The 16571-nt window shown below is 67.1% G+C and carries 12 protein-coding genes and 1 pseudogene; 6 read left to right on the top strand and 7 right to left on the bottom strand.

Annotated features, from left to right (window positions below; translation table 11 throughout):
* Positions 1 to 420: 420 nt before the first annotated feature.
* Complete coding sequence (locus tag ABD437_RS11260) at positions 421 to 1239, bottom strand: site-specific integrase (RefSeq protein ID WP_344648736.1); 819 nt, start codon at positions 1237 to 1239, stop codon at positions 421 to 423.
* A gap of 433 nt (positions 1240 to 1672) precedes the next feature.
* Here ABD437_RS11260 and ABD437_RS11255 point away from each other — a divergent pair, with 433 nt between their 5' ends.
* Positions 1673 to 2524 carry an IS5 family transposase gene (locus ABD437_RS11255; protein WP_344648735.1) on the top strand — a complete coding sequence of 284 codons (852 nt, stop codon included), beginning with the start codon at positions 1673 to 1675 and terminating at the stop codon, positions 2522 to 2524.
* A gap of 49 nt (positions 2525 to 2573) precedes the next feature.
* Here ABD437_RS11255 and ABD437_RS11250 read toward each other — a convergent pair whose 3' ends face one another.
* From ABD437_RS11250 to ABD437_RS11240, 3 genes are all read right to left on the bottom strand, one after another.
* The gene (locus ABD437_RS11250; RefSeq protein WP_344648734.1) at positions 2574 to 7739 is read right to left on the bottom strand and encodes a sacsin N-terminal ATP-binding-like domain-containing protein; all 5166 of its coding nucleotides are present in this window, start codon (positions 7737 to 7739) and stop codon (positions 2574 to 2576) included.
* A gap of 397 nt (positions 7740 to 8136) precedes the next feature.
* Positions 8137 to 8415: a hypothetical protein gene (locus tag ABD437_RS11245; RefSeq protein WP_344648733.1), complete on the bottom strand. Its 279-nt coding sequence runs from the start codon at positions 8413 to 8415 to the stop codon at positions 8137 to 8139.
* A gap of 255 nt (positions 8416 to 8670) precedes the next feature.
* Positions 8671 to 9851, bottom strand: a protein-coding gene (locus ABD437_RS11240; RefSeq protein WP_344648732.1) for an IS3 family transposase whose coding sequence is annotated in 2 segments (ribosomal slippage) — positions 8671 to 9564 and positions 9567 to 9851 — 1179 coding nt in all. Because the reading frame shifts where the segments join, the coding sequence is not laid out codon by codon here.
* A 42-nt stretch (positions 9852 to 9893) separates the two neighbouring features.
* On the opposite strand from ABD437_RS11240, the gene ABD437_RS11235 reads away from it, so the two are divergent.
* The 3 genes from ABD437_RS11235 to ABD437_RS11225 all read left to right on the top strand — a co-directional run bounded on the left by ABD437_RS11235 (position 9894) and on the right by ABD437_RS11225 (position 12064).
* Positions 9894 to 10295: an alpha/beta hydrolase gene (locus ABD437_RS11235; RefSeq protein ID WP_344648731.1), complete on the top strand. Its 402-nt coding sequence runs from the start codon at positions 9894 to 9896 to the stop codon at positions 10293 to 10295.
* A gap of 37 nt (positions 10296 to 10332) precedes the next feature.
* Positions 10333 to 11643 carry a metal-dependent hydrolase family protein gene (locus ABD437_RS11230; protein ID WP_344648730.1) on the top strand — a complete coding sequence of 437 codons (1311 nt, stop codon included), beginning with the start codon at positions 10333 to 10335 and terminating at the stop codon, positions 11641 to 11643.
* A gap of 64 nt (positions 11644 to 11707) precedes the next feature.
* Positions 11708 to 12064, top strand: a complete 357-nt coding sequence (locus tag ABD437_RS11225; protein WP_344648729.1) for a DUF1636 family protein — start codon at positions 11708 to 11710, stop codon at positions 12062 to 12064.
* A gap of 375 nt (positions 12065 to 12439) precedes the next feature.
* Here the strand turns inward: ABD437_RS11225 and ABD437_RS11220 are convergent, their stop codons facing one another.
* Positions 12440 to 13309 (bottom strand): AraC family transcriptional regulator, encoded by an 870-nt coding sequence (locus ABD437_RS11220; RefSeq protein ID WP_344648728.1) that lies wholly within the window; start codon positions 13307 to 13309, stop codon positions 12440 to 12442.
* A 153-nt stretch (positions 13310 to 13462) separates the two neighbouring features.
* Between ABD437_RS11220 and ABD437_RS11215 the strand changes: the two genes are divergently transcribed.
* Positions 13463 to 14248 (top strand): phytanoyl-CoA dioxygenase family protein, encoded by a 786-nt coding sequence (locus tag ABD437_RS11215; RefSeq protein ID WP_344648727.1) that lies wholly within the window; start codon positions 13463 to 13465, stop codon positions 14246 to 14248.
* 470 nt (positions 14249 to 14718) lie between these two features.
* Here the strand turns inward: ABD437_RS11215 and ABD437_RS11210 are convergent, their stop codons facing one another.
* Both ABD437_RS11210 and ABD437_RS11205 read right to left on the bottom strand, forming a co-directional pair.
* Positions 14719 to 15183, bottom strand: a complete 465-nt coding sequence (locus ABD437_RS11210; protein ID WP_425558135.1) for a tyrosine-type recombinase/integrase — start codon at positions 15181 to 15183, stop codon at positions 14719 to 14721.
* Positions 15107 to 15500 (bottom strand): annotated as a pseudogene (locus tag ABD437_RS11205) (IS110 family transposase); the annotation flags it as partial. The gene ABD437_RS11210 and the pseudogene ABD437_RS11205, both read right to left, overlap by 77 nt.
* 729 nt (positions 15501 to 16229) lie before the next feature.
* Between ABD437_RS11205 and ABD437_RS11200 the strand changes: the two are divergent.
* Entirely contained in the window at positions 16230 to 16556 is a 327-nt protein-coding gene (locus ABD437_RS11200; RefSeq protein WP_344648726.1) for a hypothetical protein, read from the top strand.
* The last annotated feature ends 15 nt before the right edge of the window (positions 16557 to 16571 follow it).

The following is a 16571-nucleotide window of genomic DNA, read 5'->3' as shown; positions in this document are numbered from 1 at the left end:
TACGTAGACTTCCTAGCGCCCCGGAATCATTATGTGGGGCGTGTCAAGAATGCGTCGGAACGGATGACGTATCACGATTACGTCAAGCGGTACTGGAAGACGATCCAAGCGCCAAACCCGGCATTCCGTCCTTAGGTGGGACGTTGATGCTTGGGCGCCTCAATTCCCTTGCTGGCCGTATTTATTCGCCGAGATGGGGACGATCCCAGGGGGCGTACAGGACGAGGTTTCCGTCTGCCTGCCTACGCGGCGTGCTCCCGCCACCGACGAGTGTGCTGGCGTGCCCGAGCTTAATCCTGCACGGTTTTCAGATCCGCTCCCGCCGCGTGCGCGAGGCTCGCCGCGCCGTGGCGCAGGTCGGGTCGTGGAGGCGGACCGGCGGCAGCCCGGTGTCAGCGACCAGCTGGGCGAGCCGGTGGGTCAGGACGGACGGTGAGAGCGGCCGGCCGTCGTGGCGGGTGAAGACATAGCCGGTGTCGGTCCACTCGGCGCCGGCAGCGCGGCGTTCGAAGCGCTGCCGCTCGGCGTGCGCCCGCAGGACCCCAATGGTGTGCTGGTCGAGGGCGATGCTGCGGCGGCTGGCGCGGCTCTTGGACGGCCCGACGAGCACTTGCCCGGGGACCTCGGTGCGCTGCTGGGTGACGTACGGGACCGCCCGGTCGGATCCAGGTCGCACCACCGCAGCCCGGCGGCCTCACCCCGGCGCAGGCCGCGCAGGGCGATCAGGTGCCAGAGCGCGTGCAGCCGGTCGCGTTCGGCCCCGTCCAGGAACACGACGGGCTGCTCGACGGTCCAGACCGTGACCGGCTCGCGGGAGCCGTCCCGTTTCCAGGCCTGGGCCTGCGGGGCGGTCCGCACCACAGCGTGCGGCCGGCGTGCCGGCGGGAGCTCGAGGCGGCGGGCGGGGTTGTCGGTGAGCAGGCCCTCGCGGACCGCGGCGTTCAGCGCGGCCCGCAGCGTCGCGCGAATCTGGTGCAGCGTCGCGGCGGCGAGCGGATTCCCGTAGCGGTTAGTCCGGGTCCCGAGCCGGGTGAAGGCGGCGGGCAGCTGGCCGAGCTCGAGCCGGTCGAGCCGGACCTGTCCGAGTTCGGGGATCAAGTACTGCTCGCAGTGCTCGGTGTAGCTGCGCCGCGTGGTCGGCCGGATCGAGGCTCGGGTCGTCAACCAGTACCGCAACCACTGCGTAACGGTCCAGGCGCCGGCGGCGCACACCTGCGGCGACTGACCGAGGAGTTCCACGCGAGCGGCCCGCGCTGCGACTGCGGAGCGGAACCCACCGCAGCGGACCTGCCGGGTCCCCCAGTCAGAACCGGCATCCGGCAGTCGGAATGCCAGCTTCCGTGTCCACGCTCAGACAACCGGCCGCACGACCGGTTGCGCTGCCACGCTGCGTCGCCGCAGGCGCACGCCTTGAACACCACAGTCTGCCTGGCCATATTGACACCTCCGCGTTCGGTGGGGTTCAGCGTGCGCCGGATGAAGCGGTCCGAACGATTCACCGGTTGATCGAAGGTCGGGTCTTGCGGAACGCAGTGAGAATCCGATGAGCGAGCGGAGACCTCGCCGCCCTACGCGACTCCACCGTCCTGCCCGGCCCTTAGAGCGTGTTTGAGAGCCGGCCTCGGCGTGTCGTGGTGACTGTGGAGGGTTGGTTCTCGGCAGGGTCGGGTGGATGCGTGAGCATCGGTATCCCTCGGATCTGTCTGACGCCGAGTGGGCGGTGATCGAGCCGCTGTTACCTGCGGAGACGCCCCTGCCGGTGGGTGGACGGCCGGAGAAACACGACCGGCGGGACGTGGTCGACGCGATTCTCTACGTCGTGCGGTCCGGGTGCGCGTGGCGGGCTCTACCTGCGGATTTCCCGCCGTGGCAGACCGTGTACGCGATCTTCGTGCGGTGGGAAGAAGACAAGCTCACCTTCCGGTTGTTGGATGCGATCCGTCAGGCCGCCCGCGTCCAGCAGGACCGGGATCCGCAGCCCTCGGCGGGAATCATGGACACCCAGTCGGTTCGGGCCGCGGATACCGTCGGCCGTGAGACCAGGGGTTATGACGCGGGGAAGAAGACCAACGGCCGGAAACGGTTCATCGTGACCGACACCGTCGGGTTCCTGCTGATGGTCATGGTCCGCCCGGCGAGCGTCCAGGACCGGCAGGGCGCGCTCAGCGTGCTGCTGCGCGTCTACCACCACTGCCCGCGCCTGCGGCGCGTGTTCGCCGACGCCGGGTTCAGCGGGCAGCTGGTCGAACGCGCCCGCAGGCTGCTGCGGATCGTCGTGCAGATTGTCGCCAAACCCGCCGGTCAGAAGGGCTTCGCGGTGATACCGCGGCGGTGGGCGGTCGAACGCACGCTGGCGTGGCTGACCTCTTACCGCAGGCTGGCCCGCGACTACGAACGTCATCCGGCCACCTCGGAGGCCATGATCCGCTGGGCCGCGATCGCCACCACCACCCGACGGCTGGCCCGCCGGCGACCTGCCACCCGACAACGCGCCCGAGTGTTCCCCGAACCGTCTATCGCCTGAGGTTCTCAAACACGCTCTTAGGCCCGTGTGTTTCTGAGCCCGTCGCGGTTTAGCGCTTGGGCTGTGGGAACTGCAGCCGCAAGCTGCGGCCGGCCACGCGGTAGAACTCGAAGCCGCCGGCAGCGAGCGGATTGGTCAGTATGTGGAGGCGTCGGCGCGCTGGATCGAGGGCGTTGGTGACGAAGGCAATGAAGTATTCCTCGTCGTCGGCGAGGGCCTGTGCCCGGCGGACCTCGGACTCTCCGAGGGAGAATTGAGGCGTGGTGTCGGTCGTTGCCTTGACCTCGATGAGGATGCGCTTGTTGGATATGTTGACAAGGAAGTCGTAGCCGAGACTGTCGTCTCCGTCATCTGCGAACTTGGTGCGGCGGTTGCTGGACTTCCAGGTGGTTTCTGGTGGGTAGCCGAATTGATGCTGGATCCACTCGCCGACTAGGAGCTCGCCGGCGAGGCCCACTCTCGCGGTTACCTCCGGGGGCGCGTTGGTGGCCCGCCAGCCTCGTGCGATGCCGGACCCGCCCGTGCGCGTAGATCCTCCGGCCGGCGTCCTCGGTGGGGCGGTCGGTTGTGGCGGCGTTGCCAGGACCTCCTCCGGGATGCTCGAGCAGACGGCGTCGATGAATGCCTGCGTCTCTTCTGGCTCGTGGCCGAATTTGCTGGTGCCGAATGTCGTGGCGACTGCGGCCTGGTGCTGCTGTTCGGTGGCCATGGCGAGGCGTTCCTGGGCTTTGGCTAGCTCCTGCGGGGAGAGGCCCAGGGATTTGGGTGCGATCTCGTGCGGCATCGATTCCGGCCACTGGCCGTGCGAGTACAGCCAGCTGATGACATGCGCCTGCGTGAGTCGACGGAAGTCCATGCCGCCCTCTGCGGCCATTTGGGTGGCGACCAGCTGAGGATCACTGGGCCTGCGTGCGCTGGTCGCCACGGAGCGGTGCGCCCATGCTTCCACTGCGACCTGGGCGTTGGTCGTCACCCGTATAGCGAGACGTTGGCCGACTTTCCGAAGTTCGCTCACGGGCGGCAGTCCCGAGGCGGTAGACGCTGACGCCGGACAGACCTGGTCGAGCCAGTCCTCGATTCGCTCTTGGAGTACCTGCTCGGGAAGGTCCCAGTGGCGATCCAGCCATTTCGGGTCGGGGCCAAGGTCGGGGAGGTCGCGCAGCCGAAGGTAGTCAGTCAGCGGTTCGCCGCGTTCGGCGACGGCGAGGTATCGATCGCGCAGTTTGTCCTGGATCCCGGCGCGGTGCTGCTGAAGGTAGGCCGCGAATTGTCGGGAGTGACCGTCGCGATTGTGCAAGGGCGCCAACCCCAGGGCGCGGAGACCGGCGTTGGCAGCCCCGAGGGACGCGTTCAGTTTTTCGATCGTAGTGTGGAGATCATTCTCGTCGGCGAGGGCGAGGACTCTTTCGGCGTCTATACCCCGGTCTGACAGCCAGGAGCGAAGGTCGCCGCGTCCGTCGAATTGCTCCCCGCGGTCTCGCAATTCCTCGGCAACGGTGATGTCGACGATCGCGAGCACGGCAATCACGGCGGAGTGGTCGGATAGATGACTGATGGCATCGGGCACCAGTGCTTGCAGATCCTCGACTGATATACGCAGAGCCTGCGCAGTCTCGGCGAGGGTAGGGGATCGATCAGGGCAGATCCGGTGCAGGTCGATAAGTGCCAACTCGAGGGAGCGTTCGATCTGGGGAAAGCCTGCTAGTTCTGCCAAGGATCCGCAGGCGGCCGCCAGCAGCGTCCAGCGGTCGGAATCGGTGGCCGCGACGACGATGCGGGGCCTGCCCTCGGCCTCCAGGAGAAACGAGCGTGCGCCGACTCCGGACCCGACCGAGTGACCCCTAACGCTCGCCACGATGGATCCCGCCGTGGCGATCTCACATTGGCTAAGCCGTCGATCGGCGGCAGCTAGCTGCTTGTTGCTGACGGTGACGAACGAGTTCTGTTGGAACTCCACGGCGCCAAGTACCAGCGTGCGCAGCCATCGCCCGGCCAGATCGTCGAGGCGACGGTAGGTGAGGTCGGTAGCCGGCTGACCGTCCGCAGTGATGTCGATGGTCACGGCGGAGGTACGAACCAGCCGTCGAGGCCCGGACTGTTGCAGAAGGTTGTAAACCTGAGTGGCGAGCTTGCGCTTCCTGATCGCGAGCATCGCGACCGGCGTCTGGACAAGGAGCCCTTCCTGGGCGACGCCGGTCTCGTCGCGGACGTACACCGGCTCGCCCGGACGATCGAGGTCGGCAACCTCCATACGGGTCTGCCGGACAACGATGACGCGGTGCGGGAACTCGGAGGCGTTGCCGAGGTGCTCCCACGCCTCCTCGTAGGCCTTGCGGATGCTGGGGTTCGGCAGGGAAGCGCCGCCGCCTTGCGGGCTCTGCCGAGCCACCAGGTCGGTGAGATACTCCAGGCGACTTCGGGCGGTAGCGGGATCGTCCCAGAAGCGGACGCCGACGCGCCGCAGCCGCGCCAGCACGCGGGGTGTCGCTAGCCCCCGTAGGCTCGATGGCGGAGCGGGCAGGTAGTCGGGCGTCTCAGCCTCCTGCAGCCACCAGGCGCGGTCGGGCGCCACGAAGCTCACGCGGGTGCGGTCGCCGGGGGCGGTTTGCGGGATCCAGTCGGCGGTGGCCAGAAACCCAGCGACGAATGTTGGCCAGGCTGGGCGCGTGTAGTCGCTGGTGCGGGTGAAGTGGATTTCCAGAACTGAGTCCGGCCAGGTGTCGAGTCCGCGCAGGATCAGTTCAGTGAACAGGCGACGCGCCCGTTCGTCGAAGGTCGACCAATCGCGCTGACCAGGCAGGATCGCGACGGCGGTTTCCGGCCGATACCGCACGGTGTCGTAAAGCGGCCCCTGCCGAGGCCAGTTAACGGCGACCTCGCGCCAGCGTCGCTGATCATCCGTGGACACGTTGATGGCAAGATGTCCGGCAGTCCTCGGGTTGGCGATCTCCGATCCGTACAGCGTGACATCGGCTGGCCGGTACCAGTTCGGCAGGAGGCCGTGGCGGACGCCGGCTGCCTCTAGGAATGACCGCCAGCGGTCAACGTCGATGTCGCCTAGTTGGTCAGGTTCGATCGTGGCATCGCCGATCCGCTGGACCTGCGCCGAGACGTCTCCGGCAGCGGCGACAAGCTGGGCAAGGCGCGCATCGGTCTCGCCGTTCACCCCGCCCCAGCCGGGACCAAAATGTGCCGTGTTCGCGATAGCCCAACCTGACTTGGTTGGAACCCGGAGACGGGCGTCACTGACCGCCTCGGGACTGACGTCCCGGGCAGCCCGACGCCACACCTCGAATGCGAATTCGAGGCACTGTCGCAGGGTGTCTGACTTCCATGGATCGCTCGCTCGCATGACCGAGCCGATCAGGCTCAGCACGGTGTCCGTCCGGTAGTCCCGGACCAGGTTCTGCGTATCCAGCCATGCTCGGCCCGGACGTCTACGTCCACCTTCGGGCGTCCGCCAGGGGATGCCGGCGAGCATGAATGCCAATCGCGTTCGCACCGCCGCTGGCGGCAGATGTGCGTCAGCCTCGTCGTCGGCCGGTCTCACGAACACACTCTGCTCGCCGCTGGGTGAGAGGAGCCCCCCGTCGTCCTCGATAAGGATTCGCCGTTCCCGCAAGACACTTTCGTCAAGCCCCTCAGCCGCGAGATCGTCGTAGAACCCGGCCCATATCTCGGGCGCCGCCGAACGGGCGGCCAACGCATCTGCGACCGTCTCCGCGAATGCGCCGACCTCCAGCGGGCTCGGTTGCAGCGGGAGGCCGAGGTCACGAGCCAATGCCGACAAACGCTTCTTCCGCGATGCATGCAGCGCCGTATCGATGATCGGAAGACCTCCGGCGCCGGCCACCGCTTCGGCGGTAAAGACAGATCCGCGCCCCTCCCAGAGCTTTGCGGCGGCGAGGACGACGCGACCGCGACCCTGACCAAGTACAGGCACCAACGGCAGCTGACCGAGATCGACGCCGATCTCGTCGAACGCTCGCCGCAGACGAGGCAGTTCAGTGCTCGTCCAGCAGATGAGGTCCAAGGAGACTTCGCCCGGTAGACCGGACGGGCCGGGCGCGTCGCTCACGGCCCGGGCGCACAGCCGGGCAACCTCGGTGAGGAGCAGATCATTGAGAGGAATCGCAGAGGAGAGGCTCCTGCGGTCGAGGCGCGCGAAGAACGGCGCGTTGACAAACGCCGGCATCGGCGCCTGCGCCGCCTCGCCCATCGGCAGAAAAGTGTAGAGCCGCCCTTGTTCTACGGGGTGATCGAGCGGAACCGCGACGCACACGGTGGCGTCGCCCTCCCAACGCTCCCAGCCAGAGTTCAGACCGTTCGCGTCTCGGCTCTGTCGGATGACCCGAAGCATGTCGGCTTCCGGAACGGCACGGCGCAGCAACAGGTAGGTGCCGCCATCGACGTGCACCTCCTCGATCATGGGCGCAAGCGGATGCACCGAGCGGGTGAGTGAATGCGTCGACTCGTCACCGGCCGTCGTCCGCGTCCGCACAGTGATTCGCCCGACGCGCTCCAGGAAGAGATTGAACGGCACGTCGGACGACAAAAGCTCGGACAGCTGCTCCCGGACCCGCCGGTGTGCGGCCGCGGAACGCAGAACGAGCCGTATCACGGTGGCAAACCCGTCCCGCTCGAACTCGGCTACCTGCGCCGGGATCGCGTCAGCCGGGACTGTGACCTTGAGCGGGGACACGTTGTTCCGCAGATCCTCGGCCAGGTCTGATCGGTCGGGTGCGACCCGGGCAGCGAGGACGTCAAAATCAGCCGGGCCGGCAAATCGGAAGCAAAATCCGTCGAAGGCGGACGAATCCTCCACGGACCGGCTGTATACCTCAGGGCTGTCAGACAACTGCAGGACGCTCTTGAAACCGACGCCCTTGTTACCGATGCCCTGATCGGGGCGCTTGCTGCTCATCGCGATCCGGCACATCGAATCGAAGTCGGCGACACTCACTGGCTGACCGCCGTTCGCAACGTAGAGCACTCCGAACTCGTGCTCATCCGCAGCGAGCAGGAACTCGATCCGGCCGTCCCGGCGATCCGCGTGATGGGCGTCGTGGCCGTTCTGCAAGAGCTCGACGACCGTCCGACCGTCGTAGTCGGCCGCGATCACGCCCTGGATGAACTCCTTCTGCTCACGCGTCGCTGGCTGCCCCAGCCGGTCGCCTTGCAGATACAGCTCGGCGATGCTGTCCGCCTGCCGCATGACCCGGTCCCGAAAACCGCCCATAATCTTAGGTTGTCACACGCGGGTCTCACCGACCCGCTTGCTAGCGGCCTTGCTTCGCAGATAGGGCTGCTTGTGACCACTAGTGATCTCTTCGCCGGCTCCGCGGCGGGGTCTACCGACAGCTGCGTCGGTGTCAGCTCAGTGCGCGCGGCCGTGCAACCACGCGCGCCGACGGACACCCGACGGCATCATGGTCATGCGCGCGAACGCACTGTCATGCCGATGAGCGGATGTTACGCCCAGAGCAATCACCGAGCGCCCAGGCGCACGGTCAGGCCAAGTTGAGTGCGCACCGACATCACCCGCTGAAGCATCCGTGCGGCGTGCCTTCCGGTTAGCGACTGGCTGGTCAGTGAGCGAAAGCTGCACGCATTCAATCAAGCGCTTCGTATTCGGCTGGCGGTTTAACGAGATGCGGATGCGAGATCGAGTATTCGTTTCCGTGAATGGCTCGCATCGCCCACTGCCATGCCTCGTCATGGAAGACTAGTCCTCGGTAGGGCGCGTCGCTCGCCTCGAAGGGGTACCGCTTTTCCGCCGCTATTCCGGCCTGGCACGCATCAAGATCCCCGTAATGCTGCATCACCCACCCATAGCGGCGCCGCTCGTCCCGAAGGCATTGGACATACTCGTCCTCGCTCCAGTCCGCCATGCCCTCAGCCTAGATCCTGGTCGCGATGCCGGGTCTACTTGGTACGCAGACCAAACGTCTTGATCTGCCGCGGATAACGGACTCGTCGGCGGAGGTCAGCAACGTCGTGCTCGCCGTCGGAGCCGGTGGTTGATCGGTGGTTGCTCGGATGTAATGCAGCGTCGTGGGCCGGGGTGCTTCGTGGTGGCGTGGCGGCCACCGATCGACGCTTTCGGGTCCCGAGCTCGGGGCTGCTGCAAGATTCCGTGACAGTTCTTAAGCTGCCTGTTCGACGGCCTGACTCATGATGGTTTCGTATTCGATAGGGGTCAATCGGCCGAGTCGGGCTTGTCGGCGTCGGCGGTGGTAGGTGCGTTCGATCCAGGTGACGATCGCGATCCGCAGATCGTCGCGGGTGGCCCAGGCGCGGCGGTCGAGGACGTTGCGTTGCAGCAGGCTGAAGAAGCTTTCCATCGCAGCGTTGTCCCCGGCCGAGCCGACCTGGCCCATCGACCCGGTGATGCGGTGCCGGAAGAGCGTCTGCTGCAGCTTCCGGGAACGAAATTGCCCGCCGCGATCAGAATGCAGCACGCAGCCGGCGACGTTCCCGCCGCGGCGGGCCACCGCCGACTCGACGGCGCGGACCGCGATCACCGACTCCATGCGGTCGCTGATGGAGTAGCCGACGATCCGGTTGGACCAGACGTCTTTGACCGCGCAGAGGTAGAGCTTTCCTTCGCTGGTGCGGTGTTCGGTCAAGTCTGTGAGCCAGAGCCGGTTCGGCGCATCAGCCTGGAACCGGCGTTGCACGAGGTCATCGTGGGCCGGCGGTCCCGGTCTGGTGGCCTTGCCGCGGCGCTTCTTGCCGAACACGCTCCACCACTGGTTCTCGGCGCAGATCCGCCAGATCGTCCGCTCGGCCGCCGGATGGCCGGCGTCGCGGACCTCGTCGGTCAGGAACCGGTAACCGAACTCCGGGTCGTCGCGATGGGCGTCAAAGACGGCGTTGGCCAGATACGCCTGCTCGAGCTCAGCGTCGGTCACCGACTTGGCCAGCCAGGCGTAATAGTGCTGGCGGTGGAGCTTGAGCACCCGGCACGCCACCGCGACCGGCACCCGGATCCGGGCACCCGATGCGGCGAGCTCGGTCACGAGCGGGTAGAGCCTTTTCCCGGCAGCTGCGCCTGCGACAAATACGCCGCCGCCCGCCGCAGCACCTCATTCTCCTGCTCCAGCAACCGATTCCGGCGCCGCAGCTCCCGCAGCTCCGCGGACTGATCGGTGGTGACGCCGGGCTTTACCCCGTCTTCGACGTCGGCCTGGCGCATCCATTTGGACAGCGTCATCTCGTGCACCCCGAAGTCACGGGCGACCTGGGCGAGGGTCACCCCGTCACCTCGGTTACGGGCGACCCGGACGACGTCCTCACGGAACTCACGCGGATACGGCTTCGGCACAGCAACATCCTCCCAGCCCGGCCAATGGCCAAGCGATCTCAGATGTCACAGATCCGTGCAGCAGCCCCGGCCGCGGTGCTGCGCGCGGAGGGCACCCTCGCGGTGGCGCCGGGAGTTGTCGCGAACGCGCTGTCCGAGACCACCCGGCGCGACCGCCCCGAGGTCGCCGCGTTCGTCCGCGAACTGATCATGCGGCAGGACGCCGAAGGGTATGCCCGCAACTGCGACGCGCTGGCCGCCGCGACCGACCCCGGCCCGATCGACCCCGGGTTGCCCCTCCTCCTGGTCACCGGCGCCGACGACAAGGTGGGTCCCCCCGACGTCAGCCATCGGCTGGCCGACGCCCACGGCAACGCCACCGTCGAGATCATCCCCGGCATCGGTCACTGGACCGCCCTGGAAGCGGCCCGCACGGTCAGCGACCAGCTCCTGAAATTCCTCTAGTTCTCCCACCCCTCCCTCAACGCAGAGGAGATGCGCCATGCCCGTACCCGCCGACAGAGTGCTGTTCCGCAACGTCAGCATCCTCGACTCCACCGGCGCGGACCCTTACCCCGGTGACGTGCTCGTCGAAGACAATCGCATCGCCGCCGTCGGCACCGTCGAACCGGCCCGCGCCGACGGTGCCCGCGTCATCGACGGGCGCGGTCGCACGCTGATGTCCGGGCTTTGCGACGCGCACACCCACTTCACGTGGAACAACAGCGCGGACCTCGACGGGCTGGGCACGATGCCGGTCGAGGAGCACCTGCTGTTCGCGCTGGAGTCCGCCCGCACGTACATCGACTCCGGCTACACGATGTGTCTGGGCGCGGCGTCGGCTAAGGACCGGCTCGACGTCGTCTGCCGCGACGCGATCAACGCCGGCCGATTCCCCGGCCCCCGCTACCTGGCCAACGGGCCCGAGATCGCGGTCACCGGCGGTGCGTTGATCAAGAGCATCACGAAATTCGCCGACGGACCCGAAGGTATGCGCAAAGCCGTCCGCGAACTGATCGACCTCGGCGTCGACCAGATCAAGCTGTCGATGACCGGCGAGGAGATCACCGGCACCCAGCGCGCCGAAGACACGTACTTCTCCGACGAGGAGACCGCTGCCGCCGTTACGGAGGCGCACCGCCGTGGTAAGCGCGTGTGCGCCCACGCCCGCTCTGCCGAGAGCGTGAAGATGTGCGTGCGCAACAAGGTCGACATCATCTACCACGCCAGCTTCACCGACGCCGAAGGCATGGACATGCTCGAGGCCAATAAGGACTGGGTCTTCGTCGCGCCCGGTATCAACTGGCTGATCGCCACGCTCTACGAGGCCGAGGCGTTCGGATTCCCACAGGAGGCCGCCGAAGCCGTCGGGTACAAGAAAGAACTCGAGATGGCCATCGACGGCCTGCGCGAGATGCACCGCCGCGGGATCAAGATCCTGCCCGGCGGTGACTACGGATTCGCCTGGACCCCCCACGGCACGTACGCCCGCGACCTGCAACACTTCGTCGAGCTGCTCGGGTTCACCCCGATGGAGGCGATCATCTCCGCGACGGCGTGGGGCGGCGAGATCATGCTGCGCCCCGACGAACTGGGCAAGGTGCAGCCCGGCTACCTGGCCGACCTGATCCTGGTCGACGGTGACCCGCTGGCCGACATCACGGTCCTACAGGATCACTCAAAGCTGCACTACGTGATGAAGGACGGCAGGTTCCACAAAGAGCACGCGCTCGACGACCACACGCCGCCGGCCCCCACCGCGGCAGACCTGGTCCGCGAGCAGGCCGAGCCGGTCGTCACCCAGCGCCCCTGACCCAGCTCTCGCGCACGGCGGCCGGACCACGGACCCGGCCGCCGCGCGTCTCTCAGGAGCCTCCATGCCTCTGCTGGTCTGTCAAACCTGCCCTCGATACGACGCTCGCGCGACGGGTCGATTCGGCCCGCAGTTAGCTGACGCACTCGCCAAGGTCGCCGAACGGCGCGCCGAGCAACTGATCGCCATCCGCAACGTTCAGTGCCTGGGAGGGTGCCCCCAGGAAGGCGTCGTTGCCATGGACGCACCCGGAAAAACGCGTGTGCGCTTCGCCGGCCTCGACGAGACCGACGCGGAGGCGATCCACGCCGCCGCGGTCGCCTACGGTGCCAGCGCCACCGGCACCCCCGGCGACTGGGAGATTCCCGAGCCGCTCGTCGACCGACTCAGCTCGACCACGTTCAAGCGCTGCTCACGCTAGGTCGGGCAGGAACGCGGCAATCAACGAAATGCCGCTGAGTGCGTAAACGCACCGGTAGCGGTGCCCCGGTCAGCCGAACCGGCCGGTTTGCATATTGCCACCACCGGCCCACCCCGCAGAGTGACGAACCGTGTGACCTGCTTTAACGCTGGCGAGTAGCGCTAGGCGGCTGCGGGTCGGTGTCGGTGGCTGCATGTCAGGCTGGTCTCTGCGCAGGTCAGGATACGTTTGGGTGGTTCGATCCCCAAGCGCCTTCCGCCTCCGAGGATGACTCCATGTGAGGACGCGTAACGGGAAGCGGCCTTCCATCGTGGAGTGAAGGAGGCCGGTGGCGTCGGCTCTAAAGGCAGCGGCCGATGACGCGTCGCCAGGTTGTCACGCCGGTTCGACGGGCAGCCAGAGTTCACAGGTCGCGGTGCTGAAGTCGTCGGTCAGTTGGAGTATCGCGACGATTTCCGGTCCTGGCCGCAGGCGCCACGGGTTGGAGGGGAACCATTCGGTCGCCGTTTTGGCCCACGTGTTCTGTAGGGTCTGCGGATACGGTCCGACGGTCCGGATGACGACCCATCTGCCGGCCGGGACCTCGATGAGGTCAAGGCCGCCAGGAACCGACGCATCCAGGGACACAGCGACCCCGTGGAGGTAGGTCAGTTCGCTGCCCTCGGTGCGGTCGGGGTCGAGGTCGTCGCTGACCGCGAGCAGACCATGCGGCTCGGTGTTGCCGAGGGCCTTCAAGCGTCGGTGCTCGTCTGTCGGCAGCGCGGTGATGTGCTGCTGGATGTGCGGGTTGACGCCTTGGTGGACGAGCGGAATACGGGCAGCGTGCCCCACGAGACGGAACTCCGGGTGATCGACGATGCGGGCGTCCATGCGTTCGCTGCCCTCGACGGTCAGGCGGAACCGGAGCCGTGGTTGTGAGCGCAGGGGGCCTCCGTCGCGGCGTACCTCACCAGGGCTGACCCGGTGGACTGCCTTGAACGCTCGCCCGAATGCCTCGGCCGAGCCGTATCCGTACCAGGTGGCGACGCTGAGCAGACCCTGCTCATTTCGGACGACGTCGGCGGCTGCGACGGTCATCCGGCGTCGGCGCACGTATTCCGACAGCGGCATCCCGGCCAACGATGAGAACAGACGGCGGAGGTGGTACTCGGTCGTGCCGAGTGTTCTGGCCGCTTCCTTGACGTCGAAATCCCCGGTCAGGCTCTCCTCGATGAGGTCTACGAGCCGGTTGAGTGCCGAGATCATCTAGCTCCTTTCGACGTCAACCGGGGCTCAGGGGCGCCTGTTGCGTCCGATCCGATCATGTGACTGCGCAGTCGCGGCACTCGGCCATCACCCGACCAAGCCTGTACGGAAAATGTCGGGTGGTCGGCACTGGCGTCGCCGCATGGTGGGGTCATGGACGACACGACCCTGATATCCCGCTTCCTTCGCGACGGCTTCGTGAAACTGGAGGGCGCCGTCGCGCCCCGGGTGGCCGCGGACTGCGCACGACTGCTCTGGCGAGAGACCGGCCTTGATCCGGACGATCCGGCGACGTGGACGGAGCCCGTGCACTGGGTGGCCGGGATGGCGCAGGGGCCGTTCGCCGCCGCGCCCAACTCCCCGTTCCTCCACCACGCTTACGACCTGCTCGTTGGCGCGGGACGCTGGGAGCCGCGCTACTCGCTGGGCACCTTCCCGCTGCGCTTCCCGCACGAGAAGGAGCCGGACGACGCGGGCTGGCACATCGAGGGGAGCTATCTACCGGAGGGCGAGAATTGGTACTTCACGAACGTGCGCTCTCGGGGTCGGGCGCTGCTCATGCTGTTCCTGTTCAGCGAGGTCGGTGAGGAGGATGCCCCGACAAGGATTCGGGTCGGCTCACACCTGGACGTGCCGAAGGTCCTGGAGAAGTACGGCGAGGACGGGGCGAGCGGGCTAGTCCTGGCACCCGACCTGGTGGCGGCGTCCGACCACCGGCCGCTCGCACTCGCCACCGGGTCCCCGGGCGACGTCTTCCTGTGCCACCCGTTCCTGGTGCACGCGGCGCAACCGCACCACGGGGCACGCCCGCGCTTCATGGCCCAGCCGCCACTCATGCCGGCGGCGTCGTACGAACTGGAGCGGGCCGACGGCGCGTACTCAGCCGTCGAGATCGCGATCCGTCGGGGCCTCGGACGGGACATCCCCCATCCGGCCTGAGCACGGCACTGACCGCATCGCCGCTATCGACCTGGTGATTATCGGGGCAATGGGCCTCTGCCGCCGTGGCTTGGTCGGCTTCTCTGGTGACAGTCGGTGGGAGGCGCGGTGGGGAGGTCGGTCATGGCGCGTCGGCGCGGCGGGCGTGTGCTCGAAGTTCGGTTGTGCGCTCCGGAGTTCGTTCCGATGACGAAGGAACAGTACGAGAGGGCGGTAGATGCGCTAGCGGCGTTGATCAGGCCGTACATCGGAGTGCGTATGGACAAGGATTCTCCGGCGGCCAGGACCGAGTGCGCATTGCCATCGGAATTAGATGCCGGTGCGGACGAACGTCCGCGACGCGGTTTCTGGGTCATCGTGACCTGCGCAGACGTACCGGTAGCGGGTTCCCGGCCAGCAGGACGGGCCGGTTTGCACATTGCCACCACCGGCCCACCCGCTGACCTGCAGTTTTGCGGTCACAATCGTTCCTATGCGGACACCGCGTGCTCACCGGTTGCTCGCTTCTTCCGACCGGTTGCTTGCGGTCCTGAGAGTCGATGTGAGCCGCTGACCTGCGAATTTGCGCTCTCCAGCGCCTGTCGGTTGCGTGCGTTCGCGCGTGCGCGCCGACGGCGATTGGCCGCGGTCACATCGCCGCGTAGCCGGCGTGCGGCGTCGAGTACGAGTGCGGCGGTGGCTGCCGCGGAGTCGTGCTGAGCGGGTGGGAGGACGCTGGTGTAGGTGTCGGCGGTGAGCACGATGCTGGCGTGCCCGAGCTGATCCTGAATGGCCTTGAGATAGGCGCCTGCGCAGTGCGCGAGGCTCGCTGCGCCGTGCCGGAGGTCGTGGAGGCGAACGGGCGGGAGGCCGACGTCTTTCCAGAGCCTGCGGAACCAGTAGGTGACGGTGCTGGGCCGTAGGAGCCGGCGGATGGATCTGGGTGAGCAGCCCACGGATGCGGTTGCTCATGCGGGTCGCCTCGCCGGCCAGGTCGTCGTCGAATCCGACCAGGACCTCCAGTTCGGCGAGTGCTTCGTCGCCGAGGTCGACGCGCCGCAACGTGTGGGGCATGGTCCGGGCCGCGTCAGCGATGACGTGCGCGTCTCGGGCATCGGTCTTGGCCTGACCGGGATGCAGATCAGCGATCCGGCGCATCGCCAGACCGGGCAAATAGGCCACATCGTGGCCCTGGGCGCGAGCGACCGCGACCGACACCGCCGATTGACGCCGGCTGATCGACGACCACGAGCACGCGTCCGTGGCGAGCCAGGCGATCCGGTCTGAGCTCACGCCCGCCTTCCTTCCCGCGCCCCCGGGAACAGGAATGGGTCGCAGGTCAGGCATCGACAGCCGGCGGCCACGTTACGAAAAGACCTACCCATGAAGCGGTCGGCCGTGTCCCTATCAGCGGTCCGTCGACGCCACCCGGCCTGGTGACACCACCCCCCGGATCATTCCAACGACAGGGGCAGTCAGTCATGCCAAACCGGGCGATCACGATGTCCCCAACCCGGGGACCGCGAGAAAGGTAACGGGGCAGCGGGCCGCTGTTGAACTGCGTAAACGCGCCGGGAGTGGGTCGCCGGGCAGTAGGACGGACCGTTTTGCACATTGCCACCGCCGACTGGCCCTGTCGGTGTGAACGAGCAGCGTTTGTCGACTGGATTGGACAGCGCTGCCTTTGGGCGAAGGCCGAAGATGTCGATGAGATTCAGCAGCGTCCGCGGTGCAGCTTCGGCGTTGAAGCAGGCGTCGGATCTAGTCGATCAGGTGTCGTCGGGCCAGGGAGCGGCGGGGTCGGACTGCAGCCGGGCCTCGGTCGGCTGGTGGCGGGGTCTGAGCGATCTGCCGCCGGTCATGGCCGTTGGCGTGGGCGTCATGAGCGGGCGCGATGGCGGCGAGATCGGCGCCGAGGTCGACGCCGCGACGGCCCGTTAGGGCGGTCAGCCGCGTCGCCGATGAGGAGGTCGTCGGTGTCTTCACCGCTGCGGGGTAGGCCATGATCATCGACATGGATCGGTACGAGGGTCGCTGCTGGCTGGACTGGTGGGCGAACTCCTCCACGCTTCTCGGCAGCGCCGAGGTGACGGTGGTCATCACCGCTTCCGACGCTGGCTGGGACGCCCGAGCCGAACTGATCAGTGGTGACGGTGACGAGCGTGAAGGACTGGTCCTCCTCTGCGACCTTGACCCGGTCTTCACCTTGCGGTTCGAGGACCGCAGCACGGTCCCTGTCATGGTGCACATGGAATCGGACGATCGGATCACGCTGACGCAGTACAGCGGTTCGGCGCGTCGGTCGATCGACCATCAGATCGATTTGTAGCCAGCACCGCACTCT

This window comes from Cryptosporangium japonicum (assembly GCF_039524755.1).
Lineage (GTDB): Bacteria > Actinomycetota > Actinomycetes > Mycobacteriales > Cryptosporangiaceae > Cryptosporangium > Cryptosporangium japonicum.
This window is presented reverse-complemented; position numbering and strand designations above follow the sequence as displayed.